Origin of the sequence: Streptacidiphilus neutrinimicus (assembly GCF_000787815.1) — a bacterium.
Taxonomy (GTDB): domain Bacteria; phylum Actinomycetota; class Actinomycetes; order Streptomycetales; family Streptomycetaceae; genus Streptacidiphilus; species Streptacidiphilus neutrinimicus.
Genome location: NZ_BBPO01000005.1, coordinates 54888 through 73488 on the forward strand (window position 1 = coordinate 54888; position 18601 = coordinate 73488).

Below are 18601 nucleotides of genomic sequence, written 5' to 3' on the forward strand. Positions count from 1 at the left end.
GCGCCCGGTTAGCATCGGGCCTGTCCGCGATCCCGAGAGGCCACCCGCATGAACCTCCCGCACCCTGCTTCCGGCGCTTCCGGCGGGGCGCCGTCCGACGGCGCCCGGTCCAACGGCCTGGTGCTGGTCGTGGAGGACGAGAAGCACATCGCCGACATCCAGCGGCTCTACCTCGCGCGTGAGGGCTTCGGCGTGCACGTCGAGGCGGACGGCGCGGCCGGACTGGCCGCCGCCCGCCGGATGCGTCCCGTCGCCATCGTGCTCGACATCGGCCTGCCGGGCGTGGACGGCGTCTCCTTCTGCCGCACGCTGCGCGACGCGGGCGACTGGACCCCGATCCTGCTGGTCACCGCGCGCGGGGAGGAGGCCGACCGGATCCTCGGCCTGGAGCTCGGCGCGGACGACTACCTGGTCAAGCCCTTCTCGCCGCGTGAGCTGGTGGCCCGGGTGAAGACCGTGCTGCGACGCGGGCCGGCCCGGGGCGTCGAGACGGTCGTCCGTCTCGGCCGGCTGACCCTCGACCTGGCGGCCCATCGCGCGCACTGCGACGACGAGCCGGTGGAGCTGACGGCCACGGAGTTCGGCCTGCTGGCCCACCTGGTCCGGCACCCCGGCCGGGTCTTCACCCGCGACCAGCTGCTCGCCCAGGTCTGGGGCTACCCCGGCTACCGGGACACCCGCATGGTCGACGTCTTCGTCAGCCAGCTGCGCGCCAAACTCGGCGACGCGAGCCCGCTGCGGACCGTGCGCGGCGTGGGCTACAGCGCGGCGGACCCCGGCGCGTCCGGGGCGAACGGCGCAGGCGGAGCGAACGGCCGGACGGGCTCCGGTCGGTGAGCGCCGAACGCAGGCCGCGCGCCCGCAGGACCCTGGCGGGCAGTCTCGTCCTGCTCACCACCGTCGTCGCGGCCGTGGCCGCCCTGGTGACCGGGCTCGTTGCCTGGCAGTCCGCCGCGCACGCCGCCGAGCAGCGCGAAAGGGACACCCTGACCCGGCAGGCGACGCTGCTCAGCCGGCTGCCCGTGATCTCCCCGGTCCTCTTCAGCGGCGCGGAGCGGCTGGCGGGGCCGAACGGCGAGCAGTTCGCCGTCATCGCGCCGGGCGGCGGCGTCTCGGGCGCCGCGGCGCCGGCCGTCGACCTCGCCTCCAAGTCGGCGCTGCTGAACGGACGGTCCGTCTCGGCCCGGAGCATCCTGGGCGGCCAGGACGTGCTACTGGTCGGCGCCCCGACGGCGCGCGGCGGCGCGGTGGTGCTGACCGAGCCCTACGCGACCGTCGACCGGGAGGCCGGTCAGGTCCGCCGGGACATCCTTCCGCCGCTGCTGGTGGGCCTGTTGGGCGCGGCTCTCGCGGGCGGACTGCTGGCACGGCGGATCGCCCGGCCGCTCACCGCGTCGGCGGCCGTCGCCCACCGTCTGGCCGAGGGCGAACGCGGCCTGGCCGCACCCGACGCCGGACCGCGCGAGGCCGCCGAGATCGGCCGCGCCCTCACCACGCTCGACCAGGCCCTGGCCCGCAGTGAGAACCGCCAAAGGGAGTTCCTGCTCTCCGTCTCGCACGAGCTGCGCACGCCGTTGACCGCGGTTCAGGGCTACGCCGAGGCGCTGGCGGACGGCCTGATCGAGCCGGAGCAGGTGCCGGAGGTCGGCCGCACCCTCGCCGAGGAGACCCGCCGCCTGGACCGCTTCCTCGCCGACCTGCTCGACCTGGCGCGCCTGGAGGCGGACGACTTCCGCCTCGAACTCGCCGACACCGAGGTCGGCGCGGTGGTCGCCGAGACGGCGGCGTTCTGGTCCGGCTCGTGCGAACTCCAGGGCGTGGAGCTGCGGGTGGAGCGTCCCGACGCTCCGCTGACGGTCCGGACGGACCCTTTCCGGGTCCGGCAGCTCCTCGACGGTCTGGTCCAGAACGCCCTGCGGGTCACCCCGGCGGGCGCTCCGCTGGTGCTGGCGGCGCGCGCCGGGGAGGACGGCGGCAGGGTGCAGATCGAGGTCCGCGACGGCGGTCCGGGGCTCAGCGAGGACGACCTCGCCGTCGCCTTCGACCCGGGCGCCCTGCGGGACCGCTACCGCGCCACCCGTCCGGTCGGCACCGGCCTCGGCCTCGCCATCGCCCACCGCCTCACCACCCGCCTCGGCGCGACCATCACCGCGCGCGGCCACGGCCCGGAGTCCGGAGCGTGCTTCACGGTGACGCTGTAGCCGCCCTCGGGCGCGGCGAACCTGTGCAGAAGCTGTGAAGTGCGCTAGGTTGAGGTCTGATTGGTGCATGACAACTTCGGGGATCGTCCGTACGACGAGAGGAAGTTCCATGATCCGCTCCATCGGCAAGGCCGCCGTCGCCACCGCGCTGCTCGCCACGTCCCTGGCGGCCACCGGCTCCGTGGCCCACGCCTCAGGGCGAGACGTGCCCCCGCCCGGCGGCTTCACCATCGGGCTGGTGAACGCCAACGGCTCCGGCTGCCCGTCCGGGACCACGGCGGCCACGGTCTCGCCCGACGCGACCGCTTTCACCGTCACCTACAGCAACTACCTGGCCCAGGCGGGCGGCAACTCCCTGCCCACCGACTTCCGCAAGAACTGCCAGCTCGTCGTCCAGATCAACGCCCCGCAGGGCTTCACCTACGCCATCGCCGAGGCGGACTACCGCGGCTACGCCTACCTCGCGCCGGGCGCGAGCGGCATCGAGGCGGCGAACTACTACTTCCAGGGCCAGGCGCAGACCGGCACCCTCAGCCACGCCTTCAACGGGGCCATGTCGGACGACTGGCAGGCCACCGACACCGCGTCGGTCGCCTCGCTCGTCTGGGCCCCCTGCGGCGAGACCCGCGACCTGAACATCAACACGCAGCTCCTGGTCCGTGCCGGCTCCCAGTCGCCGGGCCAGACCAGCTTCATGACGATGGACTCGACCGACGGCAGCCTCACCACCATCTACCACCTCGCCTGGGAGCAGTGCCCCAGGCGCTGACAGGCGCACCACCTGGGGGCGCGAGGCTCTGCCGATCTGCGGCTCCGCCGCGTGGGCGCGAGCAGCCGATCGCCCACACAGAGCCCCGAACGCGCGGGGATGTCCGCACGCCGGTGGTTGCTCGCGCAGCTTCTCGCGCCCCTAGAAGAGCTACTCGCCGCGGACGAGGCCGAAGCGGCCGTCGAACCGGCGGTAGAGGAGGCGGCCGCGGCCGGTGCTCGGGTCCGCGTAGAAGAGCGCGGAGAGCGCGGACTGCTCGCAGCGCTCGACCGCCTCGTGGTCCGTCAGGCGCGGCGCGGGGCGGGGGCAGAGGGTCAGCAGGGACGCGTTGTAGCGCGGAGCGCGGGGCGGTGCGCTCTCCGGCGCCGTCGAGGCCAGGCGGTAACCCGTGGGGCCGGCCCGGTAGACGACCGAGTCCTGCTCGGTGGAGGGGTCCGTGAACAGGTGGGCCTGGTAGTCCATCGCGTCCAGCGTCCGGACGGCGACCTCGGGGGCGCACCAGACGAGCAACGGCTCCTTGATGCGGGCGATGGCCGGCAGCATCGCGCGGCCCGCGCGCTCCGCCCAGCCGACGGTCGCGGGGCGGACGTCCTCCCGCGTCGCCGCGGGCAGCTCCTCGGGAGCGTCGGCGCGGTCGGTCCAGGGGCGGGGGCGCCATTCGAGGGAGACCTCGGCGATCCGCTGCCGCAGGCCCTCGACCAGACGGTCGCCCGCCAGGCGGGCGTCCGCGGCCAGGCGCTGAACGCGCACGCGGCGTCCGTCGACCTCCGCGTCCACCTGACACAGCGTCTGTTCCGTTTCCTCGTCGTGGGTGCGGCTCAGCCGCACCCGCAGCGCCTCGACCAGCGAGTCCGTCCCGCTGACCAGATCGCCGACCCGCCGCCTCACCTCGTGGGCGAGATCCAGCGCCACCCCGTCGGCACGCATCAAGATCGCGTCGTTCACGAGCCCAAGCCCTCCGCAGTTCGCCTCTCCAGCCGCCGGGGACGGTCCCCGTGCAGCCGATATTCCACATCTGTCAGGAAGAGTGTCCAGTGCCGAAAGGTACGAATCGACGCCGGGGTGCCCACTGACTCGAGTGTTGCTCAGTTCTGATCAATTGCAGAGTCAGCGTGCAGAAGTGCGCACAGATGTCTATTCAATCGCGCAGTCCTTGCCTAGCATCTGAGCCGACGCCGCACCCCATGCGAGTGTGCCTCCACTCATGCGCGCCCCCACGCGCGTGACGCGGCGTCATCCACTTCTCCCGAAGGGACAACCGTGCCCCGCTCCGGAACGAAGACCGCCCACGGCCTGGTCGCCATGCTGGCCGCCGCCGGTGCCGCGTTAACGCTGAGTCTGGCCGCGGTTCCGCAGGCGGCCGCCTCGCCGACCGCGACCTCCGGCTCCGCGCTCGCGCTGACACCGCCGATGGGCTGGAACGACTGGGCCCACTTCCAGTGCGGCTACACCGAGTCGACGATCCTGGCCAACGCCCGCGCGCTGGTCTCGACCGGCCTCGCGGCGAAGGGCTACAACACCGTCACCACGGACGACTGCTGGATGCAGACCTCCCGCGACGCCAACGGGAACCTGCAGGCTGACCCGAGCCGCTTCCCCGACGGCATGGCCTACGTCGGACAGCAACTGCACGCCCTTGGCCTGAAGTTCGGCATCTACGAGGACGCGGGCACCTCCACCTGCGGTGGTTACGCGGGCAGTTGGGGGCACTGGCAGCAGGATGCGAACCTCTTCGCCTCCTGGGGTGTGGACTACCTCAAGCTCGACGGCTGCAACGTCCTCTCCGCGGCCGGGCAGAGCTCCGAGCAGACCTACCAGAGCGCCTACCAGCAGATGAGCCAGGCACTGAAGGCGACCGGACGCCCCATCGTCTTCTCCGAGTCCGCGCCCGCGTACTTCGAGGGCACCACCGACTGGAACACCGTGCTGGGCTGGGTCGGCCAGTACGGCCAACTCTGGCGCGAGGGCTACGACATCGCGACGTACGACGCGAGCAGGCCCAACACCAGCCGCTGGAGCAGCGTGCTGACCAACTACGGCTACAACAACCCGATCCACCGCTACGAGAGCCCGGGCAACTGGAACGACCCGGACTTCCTCATCGCCGGTGACGGTGGCCTGACCTCCGCCGAGTCGCGCAGCCAGCTCTCGCTGTGGGCCGAGATGGGCGCGCCGATGATCCTCAGCGACGACGTGACCCAGCTCAGCGCGGCGTCCGTCGCCGACCTCGGCAACAGCGACGTCATCGCCGTCGACCAGGACTCCCTCGGGCATCCCGGCTACGTGGTCTCCCAGAACGGGACGCTCGACGTGCTGACCCGCCCGCTGGCGAACGGCGACCGCGCCGTGGCGGTCCTCAACCGTTCGGCGTCGACGGTCACCGCGAACACGACCACCACGGCCGCCGGCTTCGCCGGAGGCAGCGGCTGCACGTTCGGGGTCAAGGACCTCTGGTCCGGCGCGACATCCACGACCAGCGGCGCGATCAGCGCCTCCGTTCCCGCGCACGGAACCGCCCTGCTGCGGATCACCCCGAGCGCGGGCTGTGGCACGACCGTGCAGAGCGGTCAGGTGACCGGCATCGCCGGTCAGTGCCTGGACGATTCCGGTTCCGGCACCGCCGACGGGAACCCGGTCATCGTCTACGGCTGCACCGGCAACCCGAACCAGCGGTGGACACTGCCGGGGGACGGCACCGTGCGCACCCTCGGCAAGTGCCTCGATGTGCCGGGGTCGGCGACCACCGCCGGGACCTACGTCGACCTGCGCGCCTGCAACGGGTCCGCGGGGCAGCAGTGGAGCTACGCCCAGGCGGGCAACCTGGTGAACCCGAACTCCGGCGACTGCCTGGACGTCTACGGGGGCGGCTCGGCCGACGGCACGAAGGTCGACATCTGGCCCTGCGGCCAGAACCAGTTCAACCAGACCTGGTCGCTGCCGCAGTAGCGGGCGGTCAGCGTGATCGTCCGTCGGTGGCGCCCGCCCGTTGCACAGTCCTGAGCAGTCTCCCTATAAAGGACACAACTTCGAGCGCTGCACCACCGGGGGAGGAACGGCCGTGATGGGAACCCGTGAGGGGGTCGTCCTCGCACTCGACGCCGGCGGCAGCCGGATCAGGGGCGCGGTGCTCGCGCCCGACGCCACCGTGCTGCACCGTGCGAGCGCGGACACCGGCGTCGAGCGCGGTCCGGACGCCGTCGTCGAGACGCTGCTCGACCTCGCCGGGGAGCTGGCGGCCGAACACCGCCCGGTGGCGGCGGGCATCGCCGTGCCCGGCATCATCGACCAGGCCGCCGGAATCTGCACCTTCGCGGCGAACCTCGGCTGGCGCGAGGTGCCGATCCGGCAGTGGGCGGCCGAGGAGCTGGGCATCCCCGTCGTGCTGGGCCACGACGTGCGGGCGGCGGCGCTGGCCGAGGCGCGTCTCGGCGCCGGACGCGGCTGCCGGTCCTTCCTGTTCGTGCAGATGGGGGCCGGCATCGCCGCGGCGCTCGTGCTGGACGGGCGCATCCTGCTCGGCGGCCATGGGTCCGCCGGTGAGATCGGGCATCTGACGGTCCGGCCGCGCGGACGGCTCTGCGCCTGCGGCAAGCGCGGCTGCCTGGAGACGGTGGCCTCCGACGCGGCGCTGGCCGCCGCGTACAGCAGGGCGACCGGCGAGCAGGTCGGCGGGGAGGAGCTGTGGCGTCGCGCCCAGGCCGGCGACGACGTCGCCGAGTGGCTGTGGGACCGCACGGTCCCCGCCCTGGCCGACGGGCTGGCCGCGGCCGTCGCGCTGTTCGACCCGCGCCGCATCGTGGTGGGCGGCGGCCCGGCACAGGTGGGGCGGTCCTGCTTCGACCCGCTGCGGGCGGCGCTGGAGAAGCGCCTCGCCTTCCAGACCACACCCGAGATCCTCCCAGCGGGGCTGGGCCGGGACGCGGGCTGCGTCGGCGCGGGCCTGCTGGCGCTGGAGCAGCGCCCCGCGCGCGTGCGCGTCGGCGCCCCACCCCGCCCCCACGCCCGCCTCGCCGCGCGGCGCTGACCGCCTGCGCGGGGGGACCCGTCGCCAACGCCGCCAGCGGCCAACTGCTCGGCGTGGACTCGGCGAAGAACGCGGGCCGGGCCTGGGACGCGGCCGCGAAGCTCGGCAAGCCGGGCGCATAGGGGCCGACGGCCGGTCAGCAGTGGTCGATCCAGGCCCTGGTGCGGTCCCCGGCGGGCAGCGGGTCCTCCACGCCGACGGCGGCTACCGCCTGGTCAACCGCTGCAGCGGCCTCGCCCTCAGCCTGACCGGCGGCAGCGCGGCCGTCGCGAGGGGGCCCCGCAGCGCGGGTGGAACAACCCTGGGACGGCCGGGGACACCCGCCCCGTCTCCGCGCATCCGCTCGCCTTCACCGCGGCGGCCACCCCGTCGCCGGCCGCAGGGGCCGCCCTGCGGCGGTGGACGGTCGGCTGAGGCCGACGGGCCCGAGGGAGCGGCGCCGCCGGGACGGAGCACCCCGTCGGCGCCGCTTCGCGCAGCTCCTGCCGCGCGGGCCCGCCGCATCTCAGAGGCGGCGTGTATAACTCATGCATGCCGAAGAAGCCCGCAGCGGACGTGGTCACACTCGTCGATGTCGCGAAGGTCGCCGGTGTGTCGCGCGCGACGGTCTCGCGCGTGGTGAACGGAAACGCCTCCGTCGCCCCGGCGCTGCGCACGGCGGTCGAGAAGGCCGTCGCCGCGACCGGCTACACCCCCAACCTCGCCGCCCGCTCGCTGGTGACCCGCACGACCGGCTCCATCGCCCTTGCGGTCTCCGACATGAGCGCCGGGCAGATCTTCGCCGACCCCTTCTTCGGCCGCGTCGTCAGCGGCGTCACCCAGGCGGTCCGGCCGCGCGGCGTGCAGCTGGTGCTGGCGATCGTCGACGACGAGCCGTCCCGGCGACAGTTGATCAACTTCCTGCGGCAGGGCCACGTCGACGGCGTCGTGCTGGTCTCCACCCACACCGACGACCCGCTCCCCGCGGCGCTGGCCGACGCCAGGGTCCCGGCGGTCCTGTTCGCCCGCCCCAGCGAGCCGCTGCCGATCAGCTTCGTGGAGCTGGACCAGCGGGCCGGGGTCTTCCTCGCCGTCGACCACCTCGTCGGGCTGGGACGCCGCCGGATCGCGACGGCGTCCGGCCCGCTGGACACGCCGGCCGGCCGCGAGCGCCTGGACGCGTTCCGTGAGCGCCTCGCCCATCACGGCCTGGCCGAGGAGGGCTGCGTCGAGGGCGACTTCACGCAGGCGGGCGGCGCGACCGCGATGCGCGAACTGCTGGCGTCCGCGCCCGACGCGGACGCGGTGTTCGTCGCCTCCGACCTGATGGCGCTGGGCGCGGTCGCCGTCCTGCACCGCGCGGGCATCGCGATCCCCGAACGCATGGCGCTCGTCGGCTTCGACGACAGCAGCGCCGCCATCACCTGCGATCCGCCGCTGACCACCGTCCGGCAGCCGGTCGAGTCGATGGCGGCGCAGATGGCGGAGCTGCTGCTGGAGCAGATCGCCGCACCGGAGCGCACCCTGCAGTCCCGGGTCTTCCAGCCGACCCTCGTCCGGCGCGAGAGCGCCTGACGAGAGCCGGCCGGATCACGCCGGTTCATGGCTGTCGCCTTTCGGGGGGAGCGCGGTCGCGAGGCTCCCGAAAGCGGCAGCTCCGGCTCCGTTAGTCCATCGCGTCGGCCGTGATCGCCGAGCCGAGCGTCAGCCCGCCGGACAGCGGCAGGTTGCGCGACGAGTCACCGACGAGGATCTGGTAGTTCCCCGCCCCCGCGACCCAGTGCCCGCTGCCGGTGTCCCACGCCGCCAGGTCGTGAGCCCTCACGGTGAAGGTGACGGTGCCGGACGCACCGGGGTTCAGTGTGATCCGCTGGAACCCCTTGAGCTGGTGGGGCGGTTCACCGGCCGAGGCCGGATCGCCGACGTAGAGCTGCGCGACCTCCGTCCCGGCCCGGCCGCCGGTGTTGGTGACGGTGGCCGTCACCGTCGCCTGGCCGTTGTTCAAGGCCCCCACCTGCAGGTTGCCGAACGAGAAGCTGGTGTAGGACAGGCCGAAGCCGAACGGGAACAGCGGCGTGACGTTGTTCGCGTCGTACCACCGGTACCCGATGTCGAGCCCCTCGGAGTACTGCACCGTGCCGTTGACGCCCGGCCACTGCGCGGGCGTGTTCGCCGGCACCTGCGTGAGCGAGGTCGGGAAGGTGATCGGCAGGCGCCCCGAGGGGTTCACGTCGCCGAACAGCAGCGCCGCGATGGCCTGGCCGAACTCCTGGCCCTGGTAGAAGCCCTCGAAGACGCCCGCGACCTGGTTCAGCCACGGCATCAGGATCGCCGAGTTGTCGTTCAGCACGACGATCGTGTTCGGGTTGGCCGCGGCGACCGCGGAGATCAGCGCGTCCTGGTTGTTCGGCAGGTTGAGCGAGGTGTTGTCGGACTCCTCGTGCCCGTAGTTGTCGGCCGCGAAGACGATCGCCACCTTCGAGGACCGCGCGAGCGCGACCGCGGAGGCCTGGTTCGAGCCGTCGTCGTAGGCGACCGTGACGTTCGTCCCGGCGGTCCGCTGCTGGATGCTGTAGAGCGGGTCGTAGGTGCCGGTGCTGGTGGCGCTGCCGCTGCCGGCGCCACCGGTGATCGCCCCCGAGCTCGCGTCGGTGCCGATCACCGCGATGGACTCGCCGCCGTTCGGGTCGAGGGGCAGCACGCCGTTGTTCTTCAGCAGCACCGTGCCCTCCTCGTCGCCCCGCAGCGCCACCGCCCGGTGCGCGGGCGTGGCGACGATGGCGGTGGTGGAACCGCTGGGCGCCTTGTCGAACATGCCGAAGCGGAACATCTGGGTCAGCACCCGGGACACCATCGTGTCGAAGGTGGCCTGGGTGACCTGGCCCGCCGCGACGGCCTGCTCCAGTGAGGCGGCGAAGAACCCGCCGAAGGGCATCTCGACGGTCTCCCCGGCGTTGGCCGACGGCACGGTGGAGTGGATGCCGCCCCAGTCCGAGGTGATGAAGCCCTGGAACCCGGCCTGCTGGTACATCGGGACGTTCTCGATGGCCGGGTTCTGGCAGGAGTAGTTGCCGTTGACCATGCTGTACCCGCACATGAGCGCGGCCGCGCCGCCCTTCTCGACGGCGGTCTGGAAGCCGGGCAGGTAGATCTCCTGCAGGGTGCGCGGGTCGATGATCTCGTTGCCGGGCGCGGACGGCTGCTCGATGTTGTACGCGGCCGCGTGCTTGACCTCGGCCATCACGTCCTGGCTCTGCATGCCCTGGACGTCGGCGCTGACGATCTGACCGGTGAGGTACGGGTCCTCGCCGAAGGTCTCGTAGGCACGGCCCCAACGCGGGTCGCGCACCATGTTGATGGTCGGGCCGAGCGAGACGTTCACGCCCTTCCCGGCGAACTCCTGGCCGACCGCGACGCCGAAGCTGTGCTCGTAGTCGGTGTCGAAGGTGGCCGCGGAGACCTCTCCGTCCGGGAACTGGGTGACCCCGCCCAGACCGTCGCCGACGCCGCTGGGCCCGTCCTCGAGGTTGACGCTCGGGATGCACAGCGAGGGCTGGGCGGCGATCTGCCCGATGTAGACGTTCGAGCCGTCGCCGTAGAGCATCGCGTCCTTCTGGTCCTGCGTCATCGCGCCCATGAGCTGGGCGACGCGGGTCGGGACGGCGACGTTCGGCTCGTTGAGCCAGGGGCAGCTGCCCGGAGCCGGCTGCGGCGGGGGCGGCGGGATGGTGACCGTCTGGTTGCCGACGGTGTAGACGGAGAACTCCCAGAGCGAGTACCCGTAGCCCGTCCCACGCGCGGTGCCGTACATGCGGACGTAGCGGCCGGTGCCGGTGACGTTCAGGGTCTGCGTGCCGCCGGTGCCGGTCGTCGTGGTGTAGATCGGCGTCCAGTTGGTGTTGTCGGTCGAGGTCTGGATCTGGAATCCGGACGCGTAGGCGTTCTCCCACTGGAGCACCACCTGGCAGATCGGCAGGCTCCCGCCGAGGTCGACCTCGATCCACTGCGGATCCGAGGACGCGCTCGACCAGCGGGTCAGCGTGCTGCCGTCGGTGGCGTAGAAGGGGTCGTACGCCGGGTTGCCGTCCTGGATCGAGGACGCGGTGGCCGGGTGCCCCAGGGCGGCGTTGGTGGTGCCGCAGTTGCCCGTGCCGCCACCGGAGTTGCCGCTGCCGCCGGTGAGGACCTGCATCTCCCACAGGGAGTAGCCGTACTGGGTGGCGCGGGCGGTCCCGTACATGCGCAGGTAGCGCCCGGTGCCGGTGACGTCGAGCGTCTGGGTGCCGCCGGTGCCGGTGGTGGTGGAGTAGACGGTCGTCCAGTTGGTGTTGTCGGTCGAGGTCTGGATCTGGAAGGCCGTCGCGTAGGCCGTCTCCCAGTCCAGGACGACCTGGCAGACCGTCAGCGTCGAGCCCAGGTCCACCTCCAGCCACTGCGGGTCGCTGAACTGGCTGGACCAGCGCGTGCCGGTGTTCCCGTCCACGGCCGCAGAGGCCGGGGCGCCGGCGTTCTCGGTCGAGGAGGCGGTGGCGGGCTGGTCCAGCGCGGCGTTCTGCGTGCCGCAGGAGGAACCACCCGTGCCGGCGGTGCCGTAGACCTGGAACTCCCACAGGGAGTAGCCGTACTGGGTGTTGCGCGCGGTTCCGTACATGCGGACGTAGCGGCCGGCGCCGGACACGTTCAGCGTCTCCGTGCCGCCGGGACCGCTGGTGGTGGAGTAGACGGAGGTCCAGTTCGAGCCGTCCTCCGAGACCTGGATCTGGTAGGCCTTGGCCGACGCCGTCTCCCACTGGAGCACGACCTGGCTGATGGTGGAGCTGGCGCCGAGGTCCACCTGAAGCCACTGCGGGTCGCTCCAGGCGCTCTCCCAGCGCGTGCCGGTGTCGCCGTCCACCGCGTTGGCCGCCGCGTTGCCGGTGTTCACCGAGGAGGCGGTGGCGGTCTTGCCCTGCGACAGCAGTGTCCCGGCCGCGCGCGCGGCCGGCGCGCCGGCGGTGAAGAGGGCGGTGAGCAGGGCCAGGACGGCCAGAGCCGCCGTCCACATCGATCTGACGGTGCCTCGGGTGACCGGGGTGAACCCCGGGGAGCGTGCGTTCATGGCATTCCTCGCTCTGTCGGGGTCGCTCAGTAGCCGACGGCCACTTCGAGCCATTGCGGGTTCGCGTGCGAGATGTACGAGGACTGGCCCGCGTAGTCGTCGTAGGGGAAGCCGTAGGCCAGCCCGTTGATCGCGTGGTCGTGCCAGAACTTCGCGTAGTAGTTGGCGGGCGCCGCCTGGTAGTACTGGCTCGGGTCGGACCACTGGGCCTGCGGCAGCGTCGCCACATGGCGGTTGAGCGCCGCGCACTCGGCGGCGTCGCTGGCGAGCGTCCCGGCGCAGCCGAAGATGTTCGAGGTGCTCTCGTTCACGCCGACCGAGTTCGCGTACGCGGTGAAGTAGTTCGCGTTCACCCCGCCCGTCTGGAAGCTCGGGTCGCTGCCGGGCGCGATGATCCGGTAGGGAGCCTGGGTCTGCGCCAGCACCTTGAACTCCTGCGGCACGGCGTTCTGGAAGTCCGTGAACACCTGCGCGCGGCTCTCGTCGAAGACCTGCTGGGTGTCGCCGACCTGGACGTCGTACCCGTCGGCGGCGTGCAGCCGCATCGCGATCGGCAGACCCCAGGCGTCGACGCGGGTGGTGTTGCCGTTGAACACGCCCGCGCCGACGGTGAACTCGATGAAGTCGAAGTACTTGCCGGTCGGTGAGCCGAGGTAGAAGTACATCCGCCCCGAGGAGTTGGCGGGCATGTCGAGGTACGGCTGCTCGGCGATGGAGTGCGTCTGCCCGTCGAAGCTCCAGTACACCTGGCTGTCGGGGTACGCGCCGTTGGTGCGGTTCAGCACCTTGACCATCAGCACGTTCTGCGCGGGCGGGATGCTGCTGGTGTCACCCCAGAACGGGTCGCCGGTCCCGCCACCGGAGCCGCTGGAGCCGGTGGTGAACACCTGGAACTCCCACAGGGAGTAGCCGTACTGGGTGGTTCGGGCGGTGCCGTACATCCGGATGTAGCGGCCGGTGCCGGTGACGTTCAGGGTCTCGGTGCCGCCCGCTCCGGTGGTGGTGGCGTAGACCGTGGTCCAGTTGGTCGCGTCGTCGGAGACCTGGATCTGGTAGGCCTTTCCGGCGGCGGTCTCCCACTGGAGCGTCACCTGGCAGATGCTCTGGCTGCTGCCGAGGTCGACCTGGAGCCACTGCGGGTCGCTGAACTGGCTGGACCAGCGGGTGCCGGTGTTCCCGTCCACGGCGGAGGAAGCCGGGGTCCCGGCGTTCTCGGTGGACGAGGCGGTGGCGGGCCGGTTCAGCGCGGCGTTCGTGGTGCCGCAGCCGCCGGTGGCAGCGGGCGTCCCGTAGACCTGGAACTCCCACAGGGAGTAGCCGTACGGGGTGGCGCGGGCCGTGCCGTACATCCGGACGTAGCGGCCGGCGCCGGTGACGTTCAGGGTCTCGGTGCCGCCCGCTCCGGTGGTGGTGGCGTAGACCGTGGTCCAGTTGGCGGCGTCGTCGGAGACCTGGATCTGGTACGCGGTGGCGTACGCGGTCTCCCACTGAAGGACGACCTGGCTGATGTTCGCACGCGCGCCGAGGTCGACCTGGAGCCACTGCGGGTCGCTGAACTGGCTGGACCAGCGGGTGCCGGTGTTCCCGTCCACGGCGGCGGAGGCGGGGTAGGCGGCGCTCTCGACGGACGAAGCGGTGGCGGTCCTGCCCTGCGACAGCAGGGTTCCCGCGGCGTGGGCGGACGGCGCCTGGGTGAGCGCCAGCAGCAGACCGGCGAGCAGGGCGGACACGGCGAGAAGCGCGCGAAGCGCTCTCCTGCGGGGGAGGGTTGGCGAGGGCGATCCTGGCATGCGGCGACTCCTCAGGCGCGCGTGAGTGAAGGTGGGTGGGACGCGCAGCGAGAGTGAGGGGAGCGCCTGAGAGAGCGCTCTCTCGCACGAGCAGTGTGGGCAGCCGCGCAGGGCATGTCAAGGCCCGAGAGCGTTCTCTCCAAGGTTGTGCGGCCCGCGAGTTGTCGGTCCGTCAGCCCGTTCGCCCCGGAGGAGCGGAGCCGACGTGTTCGGGCGCGGGAGCGACCGGGGCCGCACGCGCGACGGACGCGCGTGCGGCCCCGGCCCGGTCAGGCGCGGCAGTCCGGACTCACCTCAGGTGCCGGTCGTAGAAGCGGCTGCCGTCCTCCAGCTCGAAGGCCGGGGTGCCGACGTGCCCGCCCAGGTTGGCGTGCAGCGTCTTCTCCTTGCTGCCGAAGGCGTCGAAGAGGTCCAGGGCGCGCTGCCGCGGGTTCCCCTCGTCGTCCCACTGGAGCAGGAACAGCAGCGGGATGGTGATCTGCCGGGCCTCCTCGCGCTGAGCGAGGGGTACGTAGCCTCCGGCGAAGAGACCGGCGGCCGCGATGCGCGGCTCGACCGCGGCGAGCCGGATGCCGACGGCGGTCCACCCCGAATAGCCGACCCGACCGTTGATCTCGGGCAGGGAGAGGAGGGCGTCCAGGGTGGTCCGCCAGTCCGGCACGGCGTTCTGGACCAGCGGGCCGATGTAGGTCTCGAAGACCTCGTCGCTTCGCTCGCCGGCCTGCATCGCCCGGCGGAAGTCGGCGCGGGCCTGCTCGTCGGCGGCGGAACGGGGCCGGTCGCCGCACCCGACCGCGTCGATGGCGGCCACCGCGTAGCCGTGCGCCGCGGTGTGCCGGGCCCGGGCCACCAGCCGGGGTTCGTTCTTGGGCAGGGCGTTGTTGTGGGCCATCAGGATCAGCGGGGCCGGCGTGGACGCGGGCGTCCACAGGGTGCCGGGAATCCGGCTCTCGGGATCCGCGCCGAGGGTGAACTCGCGCTCGACGACGCCGTCGTCGTGGCGTCGCTCGGAAGTGAACTGCATGGTCGTGTCCTTCGGGAGTGCTCTGACGGCGCTCCCGGACGACCTATCGCCCGACCGTGACCCCGGAGGGGAGCACCCATGTCGAAACTGCGTTCACGGGTACCACCTCCTCGTTCTCTCGCACGGCCTCCGGAAACGTAGCAGCGGCCACTGCGGTCCGCAAACGGGTTTCCGCGGGCCGGGCCGTTGCCACGTGCCGGCGCCGCTCAGTAGTGCGCGGTCAACTCCCGGGCCGGGCCGTCGACCGTCAGCAGGCCGCCGTAGGGGAGCACCAGTTGGGGGTCGGTGTGCCCGAAGTCGACGTCGAGGACGGCCATGGTGTCGGGGGCGTACTCCGTGAGCGCGCGCAGTACCGCCTCCCGCTGGTCCTTGCGGTAGGCCGCGCGCTGGGCGGAGCCGAGCCTCTGATCGAAGTTCCACGCCTTCGCCCGGGCCATCAGCAGCGCGGGAAAGCGGCGCAGCAGTCCGCGCTCGCCCATGCTGCGCAGGACGCGGTAGACCTCGGCCGCGCTCGGCATCTCCTCGGAGGTCTCCAGCAGCAGCACGCAGCCGTCGTAGGCGTCCGGCGGCAGGATCTCCCGGTCCGCCATCAGCAGCCAGGAGAGGATCTCCAGGTTGCCGCCCCAGGTCGGGCCCTCGACGCGCCGGTCGGCGCGGTGCCAGAGCCACGGCTCGGCGGGCTCGCTCTCCGGCTCGCGCGCGAACGTGCCGGGATCGGCCCAGTCCCCGGTCACGGAGTCGACCCGCCGCGGCTCGGTCAGCACGTGCGGACCGGACTCGAAGAGCGCGGCCCGCAGCGTGTCCGCGGTCTGCGGGTGCATCGCGCACGGCCGGCCCCACTGCGTCATCACCGCACCGCCGTGGTAGCCGGGGACGCCGAGGTTCCACAGCAGCACGAGCAGGTTGGTGTTGTCGCTGTAGCCGAAGAACGGCTTGGGGTTGGCCCGCAGCAGCTCGCGGTCCAGGTACGGCAGCACCCGGATCTGGTCGTCCCCGCCGATGCTGGCGAAGACGGCCTTGATCCGGGGATCGGCGAACGCCGCGTGCAGGTCCGCCGCGCGCTCCTGCGGCGTCGCGCCCATGGTCCGTGTCGTCGGGTACTCGACCGGCACCAGCCCGAACTCCTCCGCCAGCCGCCGCAGGCCGAGCTCGTACGGGGCGGGGAACAGCCCCGGCAGCCCGGCGGAGGGCGACACGACGGCGACGGCGTCGCCGGGGGCGAGCTTGGGCAGTCGGCGCAGATCGGATCGCATGCGCAGGATGCTACGAGAACCGCCGCAGCCCGTCCCACCGGGTTTCCGGGCCCCCGCGACGCGAGGTCACCGCCGTCAGGCCGCGCGCGAGGTCACCGCCGCCGGGCCACCAGCACCGCGTCGTGCAGGGTGATCTCCTCGCCCTCCGGGTTCCGCGCCCGGCGGGCGCGGGTCTCCGCGCGGATCTCCCAGTGGGCCGGGTCCAGGTCGGCTGCTGCCTGCTCCGGGGTGTACATCATGTCGAGGTACACCCCGGGGCCGCCGCCGTCCCGCTTGTCCTTGGGGTGGTGGCCGACGATCAGCAGGGTGCCGCCGGGGGCCACCGCGTCGGCGAGGGCGGCGAAGAGGGCGCGGCGCGGTCCCGTCGGGAGGTGCATGAACTGCGCCGTGACCAGGTCGTACGCACCGGCTGTCGGCGGGGCCTCGCGCAGGTCGGCGTGGGACCAGGTGATCCGCTCCGCGATCTCCGCCCCGGCGGCCCGCGCGTGCTCGGCGGCCCGGTCCAAAGCGACGGTGGAGATGTCCGTTCCGGTGACCCGCCAGCCGCGTGCGGCGAGCCAGATCGCGTCCGCTCCCTCGCCGCTGCCGACGTCGAGCGCGCGGCCCGGAGCCAGGGAGGCGGCCTCGGTGACGAGTTGGGGGTTGGGGTGGCCGCTCCACAGCGTGGGACGCGAGCGGTAGCGCTCCTCCCAGGCGTCCTGCTCGAAGTGGGTGCGCTGCAGCTCGCGGTAGGCCTCGACGGCGTCGCGGGTGTCCGCGGCGACGAGGTCGGCGTTGATCATCGCGCCGGCCCGCAGGCCCGCCGCCGCCGAGACCACGACCTGGGCGCTGACGTCGGCGACGTTGCCCGCCACCCAGAGGCCGGGCACCTCGGTGGCCCCGGTCGGATCGGCCGCGACGCGGCTGCCGACGACCTCGCCGCCGAACTCGACGGGCTCCGGCCGCAGGCCGAGCGACTCCAGCAGCTCCGCCCGCGCCGTCATGCGCGGCGCCACGACGAGGGCGTCGAGCGGGACCAACTCGCCCGAGGCCAGCCGGACTCCGGTCAGCCTGTCCTCTGCCGCCTCGACCGCCGTGACGGGACCGTCCGCCACGTGGATGCCGCGCGCGGCCAGTCGCTCGGCCTGCGCGGCGTCCGGGGCCTCGACCCCGTGCCGCAGCACGATCACGTGCTCGCTCCACTGACGCCACAGCTCCGCGTGGTGCCAGGCGAGCGGGCTGGTGGCGAGGACGCCGACGCGACCGCCGCGGACCTCCCAGCCATGGCAGTACGGGCAGTGCAGCGCGTCCCTGCCGAAGCGCTCGGCCAGGCCCGGCACCTCGGGCAGTTCGTCGGCCAGGCCCGTCGTCACCAGCAGGCGCCGCGCCCGCACCTCGCGCGCAGCGCCGTCCGGCGACTCGACCGTGACGACGAACCCCTCGCCGTCCTTGGCCGCGGAGGTGACCGTCCCGACGGCGAGCCGGCCGCCGTAGCCGTCCAGTTCGGTGCGGCCTGCCGCGATCAGCTCGCCGGGCGGCGTGCCCTCGCGGCCCAGGTAGCCGTGGACGTGCCCGGAGGGCGCGTTGCGCGGCTGCCCGGCGTCGACCACCAACACCGAGCGTCGCGCCCGCGCGAGCGTCACCGCCCCGCTCAGTCCGGCCGCCCCGCCCCCCACCACGACCACGTCGTACGCCTCGTCCACCGGGATCTCCTCTCGCCGTCGGTTCCGGTGCCACCGTGCGCCGGGCCGGGCCGATCGGCAAAGTAAACTTGCCGATATGGCAAACGACGACGCCGAGGTGCTGGCGCTGGTCGGCCCGCGGTTGCGCGAGCTGCGCCGTAAGCGCGGCACGACGCTCGCGCGGCTCGCGGACACCACCGGCATCTCCGTGAGCACGCTGTCCCGGCTGGAGTCCGGCGAGCGGAAGCCGACGCTGGAGCTCCTGCTGCCGCTGGCCCGCGCGCACCAGGTGCCGTTGGACGAGTTGGTGGGCGCGCCCGAGGTCGGCGACCCGCGGGTCCGGCTGAAGCCGGTGCAGCGGCACGGCGCGACGATCATGGCGCTGACCCACAACCCTGGCGGCGTCCAGGCCTTCAAGATGATCGTCCCGCCGGAGCGCTGCGAGCCGGACCTTCGCACCCACGAGGGCTACGAGTGGCTCTACGTCCTCGCGGGCGAACTGCGGCTGGTCCTCGCGGACCACGACCTGGTGATGAAGGCGGGCGAGGCCGCGGAGTTCGACACCCGCCTCCCGCATTGGTTCGGCAGCACGGGCACCGCGCCCGTCGAGGTGCTCAGCCTCTTCGGCCCCCAGGGCGAACGCATCCACGTCCGCGCCCAACCCCGCAGGGCCGCGGAGTAGCCGCGGCCCTGCGGGGCTCGGAGCGGACCCTGGCACGGCCGTTCAGCCCGGCGGCGCCGCCTGGCGGGTTCCGCGCGGGAGGGCGGGCGGAGGGGCGGGAGCCCGGGCCCGGTGTCCGGC

General features: G+C 72.8%; 13 protein-coding genes. 7 read left to right on the top strand and 6 right to left on the bottom strand.

What is annotated here, in order from left to right; translation table 11 throughout:
- Window positions 1-48: 48 nt before the first annotated feature.
- From TR48_RS05600 to TR48_RS05610, 3 genes are all read left to right on the top strand, one after another.
- Window positions 49-837 (top strand): response regulator transcription factor, encoded by a 789-nt coding sequence (locus tag TR48_RS05600; RefSeq protein WP_042364766.1) that lies wholly within the window; start codon window positions 49-51, stop codon window positions 835-837.
- Entirely contained in the window at window positions 834-2201 is a 1368-nt protein-coding gene (locus TR48_RS05605; RefSeq protein ID WP_042364767.1) for a sensor histidine kinase, read from the top strand. The genes TR48_RS05600 and TR48_RS05605 overlap by 4 nt, the downstream gene beginning before the upstream one ends.
- A 109-nt stretch (window positions 2202-2310) precedes the next feature.
- Entirely contained in the window at window positions 2311-2970 is a 660-nt protein-coding gene (locus TR48_RS05610) for a DUF4360 domain-containing protein (RefSeq protein ID WP_042364768.1), read from the top strand.
- Window positions 2971-3120: 150 nt separating this feature from the next.
- Here TR48_RS05610 and TR48_RS05615 read toward each other — a convergent pair whose 3' ends face one another.
- Window positions 3121-3915, bottom strand: a complete 795-nt coding sequence (locus tag TR48_RS05615; RefSeq protein ID WP_042364769.1) for a sigma 54 modulation/S30EA ribosomal C-terminal domain-containing protein — start codon at window positions 3913-3915, stop codon at window positions 3121-3123.
- A 315-nt stretch (window positions 3916-4230) separates the two neighbouring features.
- On the opposite strand from TR48_RS05615, the gene TR48_RS05620 reads away from it, so the two are divergent.
- The 3 genes from TR48_RS05620 (at window position 4231) to TR48_RS05630 (ending at window position 8548) form a co-directional block, all read left to right on the top strand.
- Complete coding sequence (locus tag TR48_RS05620) at window positions 4231-5916, top strand: glycoside hydrolase family 27 protein (RefSeq protein WP_063770912.1); 1686 nt, start codon at window positions 4231-4233, stop codon at window positions 5914-5916.
- A 115-nt stretch (window positions 5917-6031) separates the two neighbouring features.
- Window positions 6032-6994, top strand: a complete 963-nt coding sequence (locus TR48_RS05625) for an ROK family protein (RefSeq protein ID WP_063770913.1) — start codon at window positions 6032-6034, stop codon at window positions 6992-6994.
- 531 nt (window positions 6995-7525) lie between these two features.
- Window positions 7526-8548, top strand: coding sequence for a LacI family DNA-binding transcriptional regulator (locus TR48_RS05630; RefSeq protein WP_042364770.1), 1023 nt, complete (start codon window positions 7526-7528; stop codon window positions 8546-8548).
- 91 nt (window positions 8549-8639) lie between these two features.
- On the opposite strand, the gene TR48_RS46535 is transcribed toward TR48_RS05630, so the two are convergent.
- From TR48_RS46535 to TR48_RS05655, 5 genes are all read right to left on the bottom strand, one after another.
- Window positions 8640-12071, bottom strand: coding sequence for a discoidin domain-containing protein (locus TR48_RS46535; protein ID WP_201777092.1), 3432 nt, complete (start codon window positions 12069-12071; stop codon window positions 8640-8642).
- A gap of 26 nt (window positions 12072-12097) precedes the next feature.
- Window positions 12098-13801, bottom strand: a complete 1704-nt coding sequence (locus tag TR48_RS05640; RefSeq protein WP_236652020.1) for a discoidin domain-containing protein — start codon at window positions 13799-13801, stop codon at window positions 12098-12100.
- 349 nt (window positions 13802-14150) lie between these two features.
- On the bottom strand, window positions 14151-14885 hold the full coding sequence (locus TR48_RS05645) for a dienelactone hydrolase family protein (protein WP_042364772.1): 735 nt from the start codon (window positions 14883-14885) through the stop codon (window positions 14151-14153).
- A 206-nt stretch (window positions 14886-15091) separates the two neighbouring features.
- Complete coding sequence (locus tag TR48_RS05650; RefSeq protein ID WP_042364773.1) at window positions 15092-16138, bottom strand: S66 family peptidase; 1047 nt, start codon at window positions 16136-16138, stop codon at window positions 15092-15094.
- Between the two features lie 92 nt (window positions 16139-16230).
- Entirely contained in the window at window positions 16231-17820 is a 1590-nt protein-coding gene (locus tag TR48_RS05655; protein ID WP_042364774.1) for a methyltransferase domain-containing protein, read from the bottom strand.
- Between the two features lie 76 nt (window positions 17821-17896).
- On the opposite strand from TR48_RS05655, the gene TR48_RS05660 reads away from it, so the two are divergent.
- Window positions 17897-18481 (top strand): helix-turn-helix domain-containing protein, encoded by a 585-nt coding sequence (locus TR48_RS05660; protein ID WP_042364775.1) that lies wholly within the window; start codon window positions 17897-17899, stop codon window positions 18479-18481.
- The last annotated feature ends 120 nt before the right edge of the window (window positions 18482-18601 follow it).

Bases quoted from the DNA above. Each gene is read 5' to 3' on its own strand.
- TR48_RS05600 (WP_042364766.1), top strand. From the start codon at position 49: ATGAACCTCCCGCACCCTGCTTCCGGCGCTTCCGGCGGGGCGCCGTCC.
- TR48_RS05610 (WP_042364768.1), top strand. From the start codon at position 2,311: ATGATCCGCTCCATCGGCAAGGCCGCCGTCGCCACCGCGCTGCTCGCC.
- TR48_RS05625 (WP_063770913.1), top strand. From the start codon at position 6,032: ATGGGAACCCGTGAGGGGGTCGTCCTCGCACTCGACGCCGGCGGCAGC.
- TR48_RS05630 (WP_042364770.1), top strand. From the start codon at position 7,526: ATGCCGAAGAAGCCCGCAGCGGACGTGGTCACACTCGTCGATGTCGCG.
- TR48_RS46535 (WP_201777092.1), bottom strand. From the start codon at position 12,071: ATGAACGCACGCTCCCCGGGGTTCACCCCGGTCACCCGAGGCACCGTC.
- TR48_RS05645 (WP_042364772.1), bottom strand. From the start codon at position 14,885: ATGCAGTTCACTTCCGAGCGACGCCACGACGACGGCGTCGTCGAGCGC.
- TR48_RS05650 (WP_042364773.1), bottom strand. From the start codon at position 16,138: ATGCGATCCGATCTGCGCCGACTGCCCAAGCTCGCCCCCGGCGACGCC.
- TR48_RS05660 (WP_042364775.1), top strand. From the start codon at position 17,897: ATGGCAAACGACGACGCCGAGGTGCTGGCGCTGGTCGGCCCGCGGTTG.